The 15,307-nt window shown below is 67.2% G+C and carries 13 protein-coding genes; 6 read left to right on the top strand and 7 right to left on the bottom strand.

Annotated elements, in window-relative coordinates; all coding sequences use genetic code 11:
• Positions 1-244 (bottom strand): transposase (locus tag A9310_RS12405; RefSeq protein WP_065630881.1); only part of this gene is annotated, 244 nt, incomplete at its 3' end.
• On the opposite strand from A9310_RS12405, the gene A9310_RS12400 reads away from it, so the two are divergent.
• A complete protein-coding gene (locus tag A9310_RS12400; protein WP_083207356.1) occupies positions 232-1,503 on the top strand; it encodes an IS1380 family transposase in 1,272 nt (423 codons plus the stop codon). The two genes, A9310_RS12405 and A9310_RS12400, sit on opposite strands and share 13 nt — an antisense overlap.
• Positions 1,504-1,724: 221 nt before the next feature.
• Here the strand turns inward: A9310_RS12400 and A9310_RS12395 are convergent, their stop codons facing one another.
• Positions 1,725-2,000 carry a hypothetical protein gene (locus A9310_RS12395; RefSeq protein WP_065630873.1) on the bottom strand — a complete coding sequence of 92 codons (276 nt, stop codon included), beginning with the start codon at positions 1,998-2,000 and terminating at the stop codon, positions 1,725-1,727.
• Positions 2,001-2,081: 81 nt separating this feature from the next.
• Positions 2,082-3,077: a stage II sporulation protein M gene (locus tag A9310_RS12390; RefSeq protein ID WP_065630872.1), complete on the bottom strand. Its 996-nt coding sequence runs from the start codon at positions 3,075-3,077 to the stop codon at positions 2,082-2,084.
• 111 nt (positions 3,078-3,188) lie between these two features.
• Between A9310_RS12390 and A9310_RS12385 the strand changes: the two genes are divergently transcribed.
• Positions 3,189-4,073 (top strand): RDD family protein, encoded by an 885-nt coding sequence (locus tag A9310_RS12385; RefSeq protein WP_065630871.1) that lies wholly within the window; start codon positions 3,189-3,191, stop codon positions 4,071-4,073.
• A 60-nt stretch (positions 4,074-4,133) separates the two neighbouring features.
• Positions 4,134-5,381 (top strand): lipase family protein, encoded by a 1,248-nt coding sequence (locus A9310_RS12380; protein WP_368072717.1) that lies wholly within the window; start codon positions 4,134-4,136, stop codon positions 5,379-5,381.
• 131 nt (positions 5,382-5,512) lie between these two features.
• On the opposite strand, the gene A9310_RS12375 is transcribed toward A9310_RS12380, so the two are convergent.
• Positions 5,513-6,706, bottom strand: coding sequence for an acyl-CoA dehydrogenase family protein (locus A9310_RS12375; protein WP_065630870.1), 1,194 nt, complete (start codon positions 6,704-6,706; stop codon positions 5,513-5,515).
• A 72-nt stretch (positions 6,707-6,778) separates the two neighbouring features.
• Here A9310_RS12375 and A9310_RS12370 point away from each other — a divergent pair, with 72 nt between their 5' ends.
• The gene (locus A9310_RS12370; protein ID WP_065630869.1) at positions 6,779-7,111 is read left to right on the top strand and encodes a TfoX/Sxy family protein; all 333 of its coding nucleotides are present in this window, start codon (positions 6,779-6,781) and stop codon (positions 7,109-7,111) included.
• A gap of 176 nt (positions 7,112-7,287) precedes the next feature.
• On the opposite strand, the gene leuS is transcribed toward A9310_RS12370, so the two are convergent.
• Positions 7,288-10,170 carry a leucine--tRNA ligase gene (gene leuS, locus A9310_RS12365; RefSeq protein WP_065630868.1) on the bottom strand — a complete coding sequence of 961 codons (2,883 nt, stop codon included), beginning with the start codon at positions 10,168-10,170 and terminating at the stop codon, positions 7,288-7,290.
• Positions 10,171-10,277: 107 nt separating this feature from the next.
• On the opposite strand from leuS, the gene A9310_RS12360 reads away from it, so the two are divergent.
• Both A9310_RS12360 and A9310_RS12355 read left to right on the top strand, forming a co-directional pair.
• Positions 10,278-10,787: an SdpI family protein gene (locus A9310_RS12360; RefSeq protein WP_065630867.1), complete on the top strand. Its 510-nt coding sequence runs from the start codon at positions 10,278-10,280 to the stop codon at positions 10,785-10,787.
• A 43-nt stretch (positions 10,788-10,830) separates the two neighbouring features.
• Positions 10,831-11,847 carry a bile acid:sodium symporter family protein gene (locus A9310_RS12355; protein ID WP_065630866.1) on the top strand — a complete coding sequence of 339 codons (1,017 nt, stop codon included), beginning with the start codon at positions 10,831-10,833 and terminating at the stop codon, positions 11,845-11,847.
• A 611-nt stretch (positions 11,848-12,458) separates the two neighbouring features.
• Here the strand turns inward: A9310_RS12355 and A9310_RS12350 are convergent.
• Both A9310_RS12350 and A9310_RS12345 read right to left on the bottom strand, forming a co-directional pair.
• The gene (locus A9310_RS12350; protein WP_065630865.1) at positions 12,459-14,510 is read right to left on the bottom strand and encodes a CocE/NonD family hydrolase; all 2,052 of its coding nucleotides are present in this window, start codon (positions 14,508-14,510) and stop codon (positions 12,459-12,461) included.
• A gap of 147 nt (positions 14,511-14,657) precedes the next feature.
• Entirely contained in the window at positions 14,658-15,251 is a 594-nt protein-coding gene (locus A9310_RS12345) for a YqgE/AlgH family protein (RefSeq protein ID WP_065630864.1), read from the bottom strand.
• Positions 15,252-15,307: the final 56 nt, after the last annotated feature.

Below are 15,307 nucleotides of genomic sequence, written 5' to 3'. Positions count from 1 at the left end.
GTTCACGGTTCTCCCGCTCCAACGCCGCGATGCGGTCAGCGTCCTCACTCGTGGTGCCCGGGCGGACCCCGCCGTCGATCTCGGCCTGACGAACCCAATTGCGCAACGCCTCGGGATGGACTCCGAGCTGATCGGCGATCCGCTTGATCGCACCTCTCGACGAATCGGGATCTTGTCGCGCTTCACATGCCATCCGGGTGGCCCGGTCCTTGAGTTCCTCACTGTACTTGCGTGGTGCTGCCATGCTCTCCATCCTTCACAGGTTCGAGAGCCTCCGACAGACCCGGGGCGGTTCAGACCTTGGCGACCGGTGGTGACTGTGTGGCCGATGTGGCCACAGTCCGTGCTCAACCACAGTTGTATGGGCAGGTGGCCTCTGATCCCACGATCTCGCGGGTGATCACCCGACTCGCTGCTGATGTCGAGGCGGTCAGTACCGCGATCGGTGCGGCTCGCGCCGCCGCGCGGGAACGGGTGTGGGACATCGCCCGCCCACTGGAAGGCGCCGCGGGCAGCGTCGATGGCGGGCTGGTGACCGTCGATCTCGATGCCACGACCGTGACGGCCGGATCGGCCAAAGAACAGGCCCAGAAAACGTATAAACGGGTGTTCGGGCATTCCCCGATGTGTTCGTTCGTCGACCACGGCGCCTACGGCACCGGGGAAACACTGAACCTGGACCTGCGGCGTGGGGGCGCCTCCCCCAAGGGTGCGGACATGCACATCGCCGCCACCGAAAGGGCGGTGGCGCAGTTGCCCGCTGCCGAACGCGCCCACGTGCTCATCCGTACCGATTCGGCCGGGTGTGCCAAAGAGTTCCTGGCCTACCTGGCCGAGCAGAATCTGCAGTACTCGGTCGGGTTCACCATCACCGAACTGGTCAAAGAAGCCCTAGACGTGCTGCCCGAGGCTGCCTGGGTCACCGCGGTCAACAACGCCGACGCCGATCCGCGAGCTGATGCCCAGGTCGCCGAGATCACCCGCTACCTACCGCCGGCCACCCGTGCCGCAGAACCCGGCTACAAGTCCTGGCCATCGGGGATGCGGCTGATCGTGCGCCGTGAATACCCCCACAACGGAGCCCAACACCTCATCACCGATATCGAGGGCCGCCGCTACACCGTGTTCGCCACCAACACCCGCGGCCGCGGCTGGACCCTACCGACCCTGGAACTACGACACCGTCAACGCGCCCGCGCCGAGGACCGTATCCGCTGCCTCAAAGACACCGGCATGGCCAACCTGCCCTTCGAGGAATTCGCCAAAAACCAACTGTGGCTCGACATCGTCGCCCTAGCCTCCGACCTACTCGCCTGGACTCAAACCCTCGGCTACACCCGCCACGACCCCATCCGCCGCTGGGAACCCAAACGCCTACGCCACCGCCTACTCACCGTCGCCGGCAAAATCATCACCCACGCCCGCACCACCACCCTGCGACTACCCACCGACTGGCCCTACAACCACCACATACACCACGGCTGGCAACGCCTCACCGCCTAACCAGCCCCCTGTCACACGCACCCGGTCACCGCAGCCCCCACCCCCACCAGGAACTGAGAACAACCAGCGAACCGAACGCTGGCGACCCACCCTGCCCACACACCAACACCAACCCCACAACCCCACACCGACCGTTGATCGACGAAAACCCAGCCACCCATGAAAGATTCAGGCTCAGGGAGCAGTGGTCAGGTCAATCTTTCGGATTGAGGAGCAACGGATCACTTCTTCGCGAGAGCCGCCCGGTAACCGAGGAACCCGACGTAGCCGGCCAGCCCGGCCAGGCCCAGCCGGCGGGTCCGCGGCGACACCAGTGCGAGGCCGATGGCGGTCTCGCAGGCACCGTTGCGGTAGGTCCAGGTGGTGGTGTCGTCGGGGAACACCGGCTCGGTGATCGGGGCGAAGATCTCGGGCTTGATGAAGTGCGCAACCCCGGTGGCGGCCAGTCCCCCGCCCAGCAGCGAAACAGCGTCGAGTGATCCCTTGCGAGTTGCCATCAGAGTGTTCCCCTTCGTCGTCGTCGACTCTCCCCGGTGATCGTAGGCGTCGTTCCATTCCGGTTCGACGTCGACGGGCCGCTATCTCGCCGTCGGGACGGTGAGCCCGCGTTCTGCCTCGTCGAGATCGCCGGTGTCGCCGTACTCGTACGCGCGGCGCCCGGCGATGAAGACGTACGCCATGAAGAGCGTCCACGCCGTCACACCGATCCCGATCCGGGCCCAGGTCGGCAGCGGGGACGGCGTGACGAACGCTTCGATGACCCCGCACAGCAGCAGCACGACGACCAGACCCAGCGCGACACCGACCGCTGCTCGGCCCTCCTCCCCGAGAGCCGTTGCACGCGTCCGGTTCCCCGGGGCCACCCACGCCCAGAAGATCCGCAGACCGACTCCCGCGGCGACGAACAGGCAGGTCAGTTCGAGCATTCCGTGCGGCAGGATCAGTCCGAAGAACAGATCACCACGACCGTGCCGGATCATGATCGACGCCACGACCACCAGATTGAGGATGTTCGTGTAGAGCATCCAGATCACCGGAAACCCGAAGACGCCTAGGGCGATACACAGGGCGGCCAGCCAGAAGTTGTTGGTCCACACGCGGGCGGCGAACGAGGTCGCCTCGTATTCGCTGTAGTAGTTCTCGAAGTCGTTGGTGACGAGACGCTCGATCTCCGCGGGCGACGCGAACGAACTCTCGATCCGCGGGTGCGCCAGGACCCACCACGTCATGACCGCAGCCGCCCCGAGCGATCCGCCCATCACCGAGATCCACCACCAGCGCATCCGGTACAGGGCCGCGGGGAACGACCGGGTGAAGAACTCGATCACCATCGCCGGAGTACTGACCCGGGTTCCGGTCGCGCGACCGCGGGCGCGGGCCAGGAGGGCTGACAGGTACGCCACCAACGTGGCATCGGGCGCCGTCGAGCGGATGACCGACAGGTGGGTGGCCACCCGTTGATAGATGTCGATCATCTCGTCGGCCTCGGCGCCGGTGAGCCGGCGCCGCCGGGAGAGCGCGTCAAGCCGCTCCCACGTCGCGCGGTGCGCGGACACATAGGCGTCGAGATCCACTCGGCCAGCGTATCGGGCATTCTCGCCTCCGCGGCACGTGTCATTCAGCGGACGTCGGGGCTGTGAGTTCCCGATGCCCTGTCGACGAATTGCGTCGTAGGGTGAGGCGTGATGTCTCGTCCAGTGCCGCCTCGGGCCCCCGCGGGCCCGGGTGCACCCGTCGCCGGCCGACCCGGTCCGGTCGCGTGGGGCGCGGGCGCCACGACGACAGTCGGCGTCGGACGCAACGACCTCGTCTCCGGCGAGGCGGTCGCTCTCGCACTCCCGCCGGCGAACCTCGGCTACCGGATTCTCTCCGGCATCATCGACGTCCTGCTGGGGTTCGGACTGTGGTTGTTCCTGTGGTGGATGTCGTTCAAGGTCGCCGGCGAGGCGAGCGAGGCGTGGCGGGGAACCATCAACACCCTGATCCCGATCGTCGCCGTCGTCGCACTCCCGACGCTGCTGGAGACCGTGACCCCGGGGAAGACCGTGGGACACCTCGTCCTGGGCCTCCGAACAGTCCGCGATGACGCGGGCCCGACCGGGTTCCGCCACTCCCTGACCCGAGCACTCGTCGGCTTCGTCGAACTGTATGCGTGCCTGGGACTCCCAGCGCTGATCTCGGCGGCCATCTCGCGCAAGAGCAAGCGCCTGGGCGACCTGCTCGCCGGGACCTACGTCATCCGCGACCGCCACCGGCTCGTCGAGCAGGCACCCATCGAGATGCCACCCGGCCTGCACTCGTGGGCCGTGTCCGCCGACATGGCCGCCCTCCCCGACCCACTCGCGGTGATCATCCGCCAGTTCCTCAACGGCCGCCACGGCATGAAGCCCGAGCCGAGAGCCCATGCCGCCCGGAGGATCGTGTTCGACGTCGCGCCGTTCGTCGCACCCGCTCCCCCGCCCGGCGCCCCGTTCGAAGACGTGTTGTCGGCGATCATGGCCGAGCGCCGCCGCCGCGACGCCGAACGGCTCGCGCGCGAAGCCGCACTGCGCCAACGTCTCCTGCGCTGATCTGTGCTGCGACCCGCAGAGGCGGCGCGGCGCACCCGGATCCCGGTTACTCTGCTACGGGTGACGTTGCCCACCCTGCTTGCGAAGGACACGAGATCGATCGGCGGCCGACGGCTTCTCGCCGCAGTCGTCGGAGTCGCGTTGACCTTCGCCACGGCCCTGACCGTGCAAGCTCCCGCCAGGGCGGGAGGTCCGGGGCCGGATTCGCCGGCCGGTGTTCACGTGGTCCCGCGCATCGTCGACTCCGAGACCGTGACGGACCCGGTCATCGCACTCCCCCAAGCGGGTTCGACATTGCGCGTGCGATACAGCTCGACGTCCATCCGCGGTCTCCCGACGGAGATGACCGGCACGCTGCTCACACCGTCGACGCGGCCGCCCGCCGGGGGTTGGCTGCTCGCCGTGTGGAATCACATGACGGTCGGCGCTGCAGACCGATGCGCGCCGTCGCAGGCCCATGCCGGTCATTCCGAACTTCCCCGCATGACGTCAGGTGACGGCATCGTCGGCCGGTTGCTCGACGCCGGATTCGCCGTGGCACGGCCCGACTTCGAGGGTATCGGCGGGCCCGGGCCGCACCCGTATCTCATCGGCGACTCGCTGGCGCGATCGACGGTCGACATGGCGCTGGCTGTCGCGGATCACGACCGACGGATCGGCCGCGACGTCGTCGTGGCCGGGCATTCCGAGGGCGCCGTCGCCGCCTTGGCCGCCGCGGCGCGGCCGTTATCGGAATGGGGCGACCTCCGACTCCGCGCGGTGTCGGCACTCGCACCGCCGACGCAGGTGGCCGCGCTCCTCGATGGGGCGTCCCACGTTCCGGTGTCCGGTCCCGCGATCAACGAACTGATGGGATTGGCCGCTCTCATCGGGTATGGCGCGGCCGCAGCCGATCCCGAGTTCGACGAGTTGATGTCCAACGGCGGGCTCAGAGCGGCGGCGAGCAGGCTCCGTCCGCAGGTCGAGGCCCGCTGCTACGCCGACCTGACCTCACCGGACTCGTTCGGCGGCCTCGCACCGGCCCAGCTCCTGGGACCGCGCGGCGACGAGATGAAGTCCGCATTGTTGAAAGTGCTGCGCGACAACGACGTCGACCGACTGCGTTTTGATCGGGGGCTACCGGTCCGCATCGACTCGGGCACCGTCGACACCGTGTCGCCGCAACCGCTGGTGTCCGGCTTGGTGCAGACCTATCGGCGCGCCGGGGTGCGCGTCACGTACTCCGACCGGTTCACCGGGCATGCGGGCGTGGCCACCGACCGCGACAATGCCGAGACGATCGCGGCGTGGCTCATCGCGCAGGTCTGAGGACGTTCGACGACACCCGGACTTCAACTCGACCGCCAGACTTCGATCGAGGTCTGGCGGTCGAGTTGAGGTCTGCAGATGAGTTCTTCGGCGGTCGCGACCGGTGGGCTCGCGGCCGACTCTCGAGAGTCTTAGGTCAGATCGGTCGAGCTCTTCCCCAACACGCGCCGGGCGATGATCAGCTGCTGGATCTGCTGGGTGCCCTCGAAGATGTCGAGGATCTTCGAGTCACGCGCCCACTTCTCCACCAGTGAGGTCTCGGAATAGCCTGCCGTGGAACCGATCTCGACGGTCTTGTTGGTGATGTCGGTGACGGTCCGACCGGCCTTCGCCTTCGACATCGATGCCTCGGTCGAGTTGGGCTGCTTGTTGTCGGCCATCCATGCCGCCCGGACCGTGTGCAACCACGATGCCTCCCAGTCGGATTCGAGGCGGATGAACTCGGCGACAGTGGCGTGCTGCGACGACGCCGGACGGTCGTAGTCGATCTCGTGACCCGCCTCCTCCAGCATCCGACGCAGCTCCTCCAGGGAAGCGCGACCGAGTCCGATGGCCATCGCAGCAACCACTGGGCGGGTGTTGTCGAAGGTCTGCATGACCCCGCCGAAGGCCTTCTTGGTGTCGATCTCCGGCGAACCCAAGAGGTTCTCGGCGGGCACCCGTGCATTCTCGAACCGGACCACCGCCGTGTCAGAGGCCTTGATGCCCAGCTTGTGCTCGAGGCGGGCCACGGTCACGCCCTCGGTGGTCATCGGCACGACGAAACTCTTGATGGCCGCGCGTCCGACGCTCTTGTCGATGGTCGCCCACACGACGACGTGGTCGGCGCGCGAGCCCGCGGTCACGAAGATCTTCTCGCCGTTCAGGATGTATTCGTCGCCGTCGAGGGTGGCAGTCGTCGAGACCGCCGCCGAATCGGAGCCGAAGCTCGGCTCGGTGATGGCCATCGCCGCCCACACGTCGCCGAAGCGCTCGAGCTGCTCGGGGTTCGCCACGGCCGCGATCGCGGCGTTGCCAAGACCCTGGCCGGGAATGGAGAGCAGCAGGCCGACGTCGCCCCAGCTCATCTCCAGAGCCGACAGGAGCCCGCGCATGTTCGCGCCGTTCACCGACGGAGCGTCGGAGGCGGACTTCTCGGCATCGGCGGACTTCTCCGAGGATCGGCCCTGCTTGGCGAGCTTCGCCAGCTCGTCGAGCTCGACCGGATACTCGTGTTCGGCCTGGTCGTACTTCCGCGAGATCGGCCGGAAGAGGTGCTCGGCAGCCATATGGGTGCGCTCGACCGTCGAATCGAACTTCTTCGGGAGCTCCAGGTTGATCGCCATGGCAGTACCTTACTGCGCAGTAAGTTCCTTGCCAAGTCCCGGTTCGTGGCCGAAGCCGAATAATGTGGACCGGTGGCGTACGACGAGGAACTGGCCTACCGCATCCGTGCTCTGCTGGCGACCGAGTGCGGCCTCGACGAGAAGCGCATGTTCGGCGGGCTGGCCTTTCTGATCAACGGCAACATGGCCGTCGCCGCCAGCGGCAAGGGCGGGATCATGGTGCGCGTCGCACCCGAGGAGACCGAGAGCCTCCTCGAGTACCCGCACACCCGGCCGATGGTGATGTCGGAACGCGAGCTCCGGGGATGGCTACGCGTCGACGACGCCGGCATCGCCACCGACCGCCAGCTCTCCCGCTGGATTGCGATCGGTTCGAACTACGCGCGGAAGTTGCCGCCGAAGTAGATACGACCGGCCTCCGTTCCCTGAGGAGCGAGCGTCGATCTCTGGTCCCTGAGGTGTGAGGAGCGAAAGCGACGAGCCACGAAGGGCCTGGTGAGACACCCTGCGAGCCCTTCGTGGCTCGCTTCGCTCGCACCTCAGGGAGCATGAGTACGGCCCACTCGGATCAGAGAGGGCCGTCACGGGACGATGTTCACCATCCGACCGGGCACCACGATGACCTTGCGGGGTTCGGCGCCGTCGAGGAGCGCGACGATCTTCTCGTCGGCGAGCGCGGCGGCACGCAGGGTCTCCTCGTCGGCGTCGGCCGGGACGGTGATCCGACTGCGGACCTTGCCCTTGACCTGAACCGGGATCTCGACGGTGTCCTCGACCAGCCACTCCTCATCGGCGACCGGGAATGCGGTCCGCACCACCAGGGTCTCCCGACCCAGCCGATGCCACAGCTCCTCGGCGATGTGCGGCGCCAGGGGAGCCAGCATGATCACCAGCGCCTCGACGGCCTCCCGCGGGGCGCCGGTCTTCTCGAAGTTCTTGGTGAGGTGGTTGGTCAGCACCGTGAGCTTGGCGACCGCCGTGTTGTTGCGCAACGCGTCGTAGTCCTCGCGGACGCCGGCGATCGTCTTGTGCAGCAACCGTTTCGTGTCGTCGTCGAGCTCGGTGTCGGCGACCCGGAGCGCACCGGACTCCTCGTCGACGACGAGTCGCCAGATGCGCTGCAGGAATCGCTGCGACCCCACCACGTCCTTGGTGGCCCACGGCCGCGACTGGTCGAGCGGACCCATGAACATCTCGTAGACGCGCAGCGTATCGGCACCGTAGTCACGGCAGATGTCGTCGGGCGCCACCGAGTTCTTGAGGGACTTGCCCATCTTGCCGTACTCCCGGCGAACCTTCTCACCGTTGTAAAAGAACTCGCCGTTCTCTTCGGTGACCTCTTCGGCGGGCACATAGATGCCGCGCGAATCGGTGTAGGCGTACGCCTGGATCATGCCCTGGTTGAACAGCTTTCGGTACGGTTCGCGACTCGTGACGTATCCGAGGTCGAAGAGGACCTTGTGCCAGAACCGCGAATACAGCAGGTGCAGCACCGCGTGCTCGACACCACCGATGTAGAGGTCGAGGCCACCCGGGTCGTTCTCGCCGTGCAGTGCCGGCCGGGGCCCCATCCAGTACGCCTCGTTCTCCTTGGCGCACAGGGTTTCCGAGTTGGTGGGGTCGATGTAGCGCAGCTGGTACCACGAACTGCCCGCCCACTGGGGCATGACGTTGGCGTCCCGGGTGTAGGTCTGCACGCCGTCGCCCAGGTCGAGTTCCACCGTCATCCACTCGGTGGCCTTCGCCAGCGGAGGCGACGGCTCGCTGTCCGCGTCGTCGGGGTCGAAGGACACCGGCGCATAGTCGTCGACCTCCGGAAGCTCCACCGGCAGCATCGATTCCGGCAGCGCGTGGGGTTGGCCGGCGGCGTCGTAGACGATCGGGAAGGGTTCGCCCCAGTAACGCTGACGGGCGAACAGCCAGTCGCGAAGCTTGTATTGGATTCTCCCGGTGCCCACCCCGTCGGCCTCGAGACGTTCGACGATCGCCGCCTTCGCGTCCTCGACATTGTGACCGTCGAGGAACCCGGAGTTCACCAGGGGTCCGTCGCCCACGTACGCCTCGGTGGCGATGTCGGTGTCGGAGCCGATCACCTCGCGGATCGGCAGTCCGAACACCGTCGCGAACTCATGGTCGCGGGCGTCGTGGGCCGGGACCGCCATGATCGCGCCGGTGCCGTAGCCCATGAGGACGTAGTCGGCGACGAAGACCGGAACCTGCTCTCCGTTCACGGGATTGACGGCGAAGCTGCCGGTGAAGACACCCGTCTTCTCCTTGTTCTCCTGGCGCTCGAGGTCGGACTTCGCGGCGATCGACGCGCGGTACTCCGCGATCGCGGCCGCGGGGTCGGCCCCGCCGCGGGTCCAGCGATCATCGGTGCCCTCGGGCCATGCTGCGGTGATGAGGTCGCCGACGAGCGGATGCTCGGGCGCGAGAACCATGTAGGTGGCGCCGAACAGGGTGTCGGGACGGGTGGTGAACACCTCGATGCCGCCGACGCCGGGCACGTCGAAGCGCACCTGCGCACCGCGCGAGCGTCCGATCCAGTTGCGCTGCATGGTCTTGACCTTCTCCGGCCAGTCCAGCAGATCCAGGTCGTCGAGCAAGCGGTCGGAGTACGCGGTGATCCGCATCATCCACTGCCGCAGATGCTTCCGGAACACCGGGAAGTTGCCGCGGTCACTGCGGCCATCGGCGGTGACCTCCTCGTTGGCCAGCACGGTGCCCAGTCCTGGGCACCAGTTCACCAGCGAATCACTCAGGTACACCAGGCGATGGTCGTCGAGGATCTCGGTGCGCTCGGCGGGGGAGAGGTCGGCCCAGCTGCGCCCCTCGTGCTTTCCACCCAATGCTCGTGCACCCGAGGCGAATTCGTCGACCAGCTCGGAGATGCGCCGAGCCTTGCCCTGGTCGGTGTCGTACCAGGCGTTGTAGATCTGCAGGAAGATCCACTGGGTCCACCGGTAAAAGTCGACATCGGTGGTGGCCACCCGACGGCGCTCGTCGTGGCCCAGCCCGAGCCGTCGGATCTGGCCCAGGTAGCGCTCGATGTTCTGCTCGGTGGTCGTGCGCGGGTGGGTGCCGGTCTGCACCGCGTACTGCTCGGCGGGCAGGCCGAACGAGTCGAAGCCCATCGTGTGCAGCACGTTCTTGCCGGTCATCCGCTGGTAGCGCGCGAAGACATCGCTTGCGATGAAGCCGAGCGGGTGGCCGACATGCAGGCCCGCGCCGGACGGGTAGGGGAACATGTCCTGCACAAAGAGCTTGTCGGCGGCGTCGGCGTCCCCGCCACCGAAGTCGGACAGGTCACCGGCGAGCGGCCCGACGGGATTCGGCGCCTCGTAGGCGTGCTCGTCGGACCAGGTCTGCTGCCAGCGCTGCTCGATCTCGCCGGCGACCGCCGCCGTGTAGCGGTGGGCGGTCGTGCCGGCGGTGTCGCCGCTCGTCTTCTCGGCTGAAGTCACGCGACCAGGGTAAATCCTGTCCGTCGCCGCCCCCAATCCGGTCGCCTCCGACGTGGGCGGCACCGGCTCGTCAGATACCGATTCACTTCGGTACGACGCACGGTCGTATGCTGTGGGTCGTGAATGCCGTGTCCGTCGCCGTTGCCGTACTGCTCTTCGTGCTGGCCGGACTCTGGGCGGTGGTAGGAATCCGCGGACTCCGCGGCACCCTCCCGCGCAATCGTTGGATCGGCGTTCGCTCCGCGGAGACCATGCGGTCCGACGAGGCTTTCCGCATCGCCAACCGCATCGCCGGACCGGGCACTCTCGGCGCGTCGGTGATCCTCACGCTGGGGGCCATCGCGACCCTTGCCGTCCCGGGCGGGTGGGCACTGGCCTTCGGACTCGTCGCGCTGGTGGCCGCGCTCGTGGTGGTCGGACTGGTCAGCGGGATCGGGGTACGCGCCGCTGCAGCCGTACCCGCCGACGACGAGGGCTGTTCCTGCTGTTCCGGCGGCGACGCCCACAGCCATGCCGCCGACGAGAACCCCTCGGCCCCGGCGGCCGACTGCGGCACCAGCAGCTGCGGTGCCTGCTCGTTGCGCGGCGTCTGCGCAGGCGACTCGGCCCAGGCCTGAGCCGGCCGGCGTCGTCTCACATCACTGATCTCGGGGCACATCCATGCGTACTCTCAAGAATCTCCTTGATCGTTCTCCGATCGACGGCTTCATCCTGGCCATCTGCATCGCCGTCGCGGTGGCCGCATTCCTGCCGGTTCGCGGCGCGGCGGCGGAGGCACTCGACTGGGTGGTGATCGTCGCGATCGCCGCACTGTTCTTCCTCTACGGCACGCGACTGCATCCACGCGAGGCGCTCGAAGGTCTCCGGCACTGGCGGCTGCACGTCACGATCCTCGCGTTCACGTTCATCGTCTTCCCGATCGTGGGACTGGCGCTGAAACCGGTTGTCGAGCCGTTGATCGGCGAGGACCTCTATGCCGGACTGCTCTTTCTATGCCTGGTCCCATCGACGGTGCAGTCCTCGATCGCTTTCACCTCGATGGCCAGGGGCAACATTGCCGGGGCGATCGTCAGCGCATCCACGTCGAACATCCTCGGCGTCTTCCTGACCCCGCTGCTGGTGGTCGCGCTGATGCAGAACGCCGGCGACATCAGCATCGACGCGACGTCGGTCCTGAAGATCGTCGCGCAGATCCTGGTGCCGTTCCTACTGGGGCAGCTCGCCCGCCGGTGGGTCGGCCCGTTCTTCACCCGGCACGCGAAGATCACCAAGCTCGCCGACCGCGGCGCCATCGTGCTCGTCGTCTACGTGGCGTTCAGCGAGGGGGTCGTCCAGGGCATCTGGTCGTCGGTGGAGGTGGGTCAGGTGATCGCCGTGACCGTCATCTCGCTGCTGCTCGTCCTGGTGATGCTCGCGATCACCGGCTGGCTCCCGAAGCGGCTCGGCTTCGATCGCGCCGACACGATCGCCATCCAGTTCTGCGGCACCAAGAAGAGCCTGGCCACCGGCCTGCCCATGGCGACCGTCCTGTTCACCGGCACCACCGTCGGCCTCATCGTGCTGCCGCTGATGATCTTCCACCAGATCCAGCTCATGATCTGCTCGTGGCTGGCGACCCGGTACGGACGCGAGGCGGACGACGCCGAAGCGGCCGGCGCGCCCACCCCGGCTCCCTGATCCGAAAGAACGCCAGGTCAGCGGTTCCGGAGTCCGAAAAGCGGCCTGCGGGTAGAGCAGATAACAACGGAGGGCGCCGGGCCCGCGACCGGCAGACTTCAACTCGACCGATGGACTTCGATCGAAGTCTAGGAGTCGAGTTGAAGTTCGTCGGTCACGAGAATGCGGCGCCACAGTGCACGCGAGTAGCGCAAGTTCGGCAGAGATTGCGCTTCAAGATAGGGCGGCAACGATGCAGTTCTTTCGACCCCACGACGGCAGCCAGGCCGCAGATACTGAGGTGCGAGGAGCGTTGGCCGCCGGGCCGAGCAAGCGACGAAGGAGCGCGTCGAGGTCGACGGGCTTCGAAGGGTTGGCGACGTCATCTCGCCAGGACCCTTCGTGACGGCCTCCGCAAGCTCCGGCCTCCTCAGGGAGCGGAGGTTGGGCCCGCTCCGACACAACGGGTTCTTTCATAGTCCACGACCGCCAAGCCGTAGATACTGAGAGCGAGCTCGCGGGCGTCACCACCCGCTCCCTGAGGAGCGAGCTTGCGAGCGTCACGAAGGGTCCTGGTGAGTCGGGTTGCGAAGACCCTTCGTGACGCGCCCTCCGCAAGCTCCGGGCGCTCCTCAGGGAGCAGGGGGTCCCACCGGGGTCGACAGCGGCAGGTTCACGAAGCTCGGACGGTTCGGGTCGAGTTGGATGTGTTGCGGCCGGAGCCCGGACTCGTTCAACAGCGGACGCAACGGCAGACCGCGCGGGAAGTTCATCGCGAACACGTCGATCCGCAGGCGGTGGCCCGGTTTGATGAGTGCCTCGGTCGGCAGCAGACCGATGTCGACACTCACCGGGCGGCCCGGCACGACGCGCTGGCGTGACGCCRACGTGAGCTCGTAGAACGGATCGATGACGTCGCCGTTGGGCGCGAACTGCGACCTCGCGTCGTCGTATCCGCGCAGCGACGCCATCACCTGGCCGGAGGTCAGCACCTTCGACGTCCCGTTGGGAGCGACATCGTTGAGGGTGGCGGTCCAGTACCCGTCGGTGGCGTCGAGCACGGCGTTCAACCGCACGTTGGCGTACCCGGACACGCTGCGCGTCGTGGTCATCGGGGGAGTGGTGAACGTCAGCGCCGCGCGCTCGGAGATGCGTGCGTCGAGAGCACAGAACGGGAAGATCGCGAGGGCACCGGCCAGTTGCTGCGCGGCGTCGCGCGAACACATCGGTGCCAGTCCGGGCGCGATGGTCATCCGGGCACGAGATGCGGGAGCGGCCGGGGTCAGGCTGCCGTCACGGACCGCATGTGCCGCGGTACCGCTGCGCCGGTCGCTGAGGTAGAGCCGCTGGCGTTCCATCCCGGCGCGCGGGAACTGCTGCGCGGTGATCCACGAGTCGCCGACCTGCTTGAGGTTGACGGGCCCGTAGGCGTCGACACCGTTGTCGATTCCCTTGAGCCACTTGTCGAACCACGCCTTCTGCAAGACATCCAATCGGGGCGGGGTGTTGCGCCTGCCCTCCTGGCCACCGCCGATCGTCAGGTGATAGCCGTCGCCCATGATGAGTTGCTTCTGGCCCGGCGGCAGCGGGATCTTGTTGTACATCCGGACTTCACTGTTGGTGAAGAGGTCGAACCAGCCGCCGTAGATGAACGTCGGCGTGGTGATGCGGTCGGCGTGGTCGAGCCACGACGATCTCGGCTCGGAATTGTTGTCCAGCAACGCCTTCAGGTTCGGCGGCACCGACGAGATGTCGGGGGTGAGCAGAGCGGCGAACAGCTGTGGGTAGAAGGTGAACGGGTCGGAGATCCGGTCCGCCAACCACTTCCAGTCGAAGGTGCCGTTCAGCATCGACGCGACGTTCGGGATCATCTTGGTGGTGTTGACCAGCGTCAGCCACAGCGGGAGGAAGCCGACACCCAGAGCGCCGCCAGGCGCGACGATGTCGCGGATGAGGTCTCCGCCCGGCTCGACCGGGAAGATCGCCTTGAGTGCCTTCGGGTTCTTGTTCGCGGCCTGGATCTGGTTGATCGCCGAGTACGACACACCCGACATCCCGACCTTGCCGTTGGACCATCGCTGCTTCGACGCCCAGTCGATGACCTCGATGGTGTCGCGCTGTTCCCGCGACTGGAAGACGTCCCAGACTCCCTGCGAGAAACCGGTGCCGCGCACATCGACAACGACCTGCGTGTAACCGCTGCGCACCAGATCGAAGTCGACGAGGAAGGTCTTCGCGCCGCCGTCGCGGATGGTGTGCGCGATGTCGTTGATGCCGTCGATCGGCGTGCCGGACAGGTTGATCGACCGCGCGATCTGCAGCAGGTAGGGCTCGAGCACCGGGTTCTGCATCACCGCGGAACCGACGGTGGTGATGAGCTTGGTGTAGGGCGTCATGTTGACGATTACCGGCGTCTTCGTCGACGTGGGACGCTCGCGAGCGTCGGCCGGGCGGTACACGTTGGCCCGGAGAACCGTGCCGTCACTCATCCGGATCGGCACATCCCAGGTGACGTTGACGCCGGCATAGGGTTGCGGGCCGTCGTGGCTCGCCGCCCATCGCGCCCCGTCGGCGCCGCCGGTGGGTCCGACCGGGGCAGCGCCCGCCACGGCGATGGGCGCCACCAGCGCGACCACCGCGAGGATCACCCCGACCAGAACCCGCGCACTCTTCGACCCGCTCATGCACACCCCCGCATGTCATGCGCTGGAGCAATCCACGGTTTGTCCAGCGAAAAATTGATCAAGCGTCCACAACCTAACACCCCGCGGGTGACGTGGATCACCGGGTATCTCAGGCAACGCTCAGCATCACCGTCCGGACGGACGGACTCAGTTCACGCTGAGATCGATCGGGTGGGTCGCGAGGAGAGGTTTCGGCCAGGCCTGCCTGCGCAGGACGTCGAACCACACGTCCGACGCCGGCGGCGCAAGCAGGTCGCGGGGGAGTGCCGAGGCGACCATCCAGCTGAACTGGTCGAGTTCGTCGTCGAGTTGCCCGATGCCCCATCCGCTGTAGCCCGCGAAGATCCGGACACCCTCGAGGACCTCGGCGAGGGGCTCGGGGTCGGCGTCGAGATCGACCAGGACGACCCGGCCGTCGACCGGACGCAGGGCGGGCACGTCGTCGATGTCGGTGCCGGGTTTCACCACCCCCAGGCACAGCGCCGCCTCCTGGTTCACCGGCCCGCCCACATAGAGGGCGCGCGGCGAGGCTGCGATGTCGGTCCACTGCGGCAGGAGGTTGTGCACGGCGGTCTGGCTCATCCGGTTGAGGATGACCCCGAGACTGCCCGACTCGTTGTGCTCGATGACGTAGATGACGGTTCGGGCGAAGGTGGGTTCGATGAGATCGGTCGAGGCGATCAGCGCGGTGCCCGGGCGCACCCGCGGCGTGGGGTCGGCATCCCAGGGGACGCCGGGCATACGCGCACCACCACCGCTGTCCGCCGAGTGTTCTCCGGGGCGGGATTCCGGTGTGG

This window comes from Gordonia sp. UCD-TK1, from assembly GCF_001691435.1.
Lineage (GTDB): Bacteria > Actinomycetota > Actinomycetes > Mycobacteriales > Mycobacteriaceae > Gordonia > Gordonia hongkongensis.
The sequence above is the reverse complement of the archived record's forward strand: the minus strand, read 5'-3'. Positions and strand labels throughout refer to the sequence as shown.

What these genes read in the sequence shown, in the direction of transcription:
- A9310_RS12395 (WP_065630873.1), bottom strand. Translation starts at nt 2,000, where the DNA reads ATGGCAACTCGCAAGGGATCACTCGACGCTGTTTCGCTGCTGGGCGGG.
- A9310_RS12385 (WP_065630871.1), top strand. Translation starts at nt 3,189, where the DNA reads ATGTCTCGTCCAGTGCCGCCTCGGGCCCCCGCGGGCCCGGGTGCACCC.
- A9310_RS12375 (WP_065630870.1), bottom strand. Translation starts at nt 6,706, where the DNA reads ATGGCGATCAACCTGGAGCTCCCGAAGAAGTTCGATTCGACGGTCGAG.
- A9310_RS12345 (WP_065630864.1), bottom strand. Translation starts at nt 15,251, where the DNA reads ATGCCCGGCGTCCCCTGGGATGCCGACCCCACGCCGCGGGTGCGCCCG.
- A9310_RS12360 (WP_065630867.1), top strand. Translation starts at nt 10,278, where the DNA reads ATGCTGTGGGTCGTGAATGCCGTGTCCGTCGCCGTTGCCGTACTGCTC.
- A9310_RS12355 (WP_065630866.1), top strand. Translation starts at nt 10,831, where the DNA reads ATGCGTACTCTCAAGAATCTCCTTGATCGTTCTCCGATCGACGGCTTC.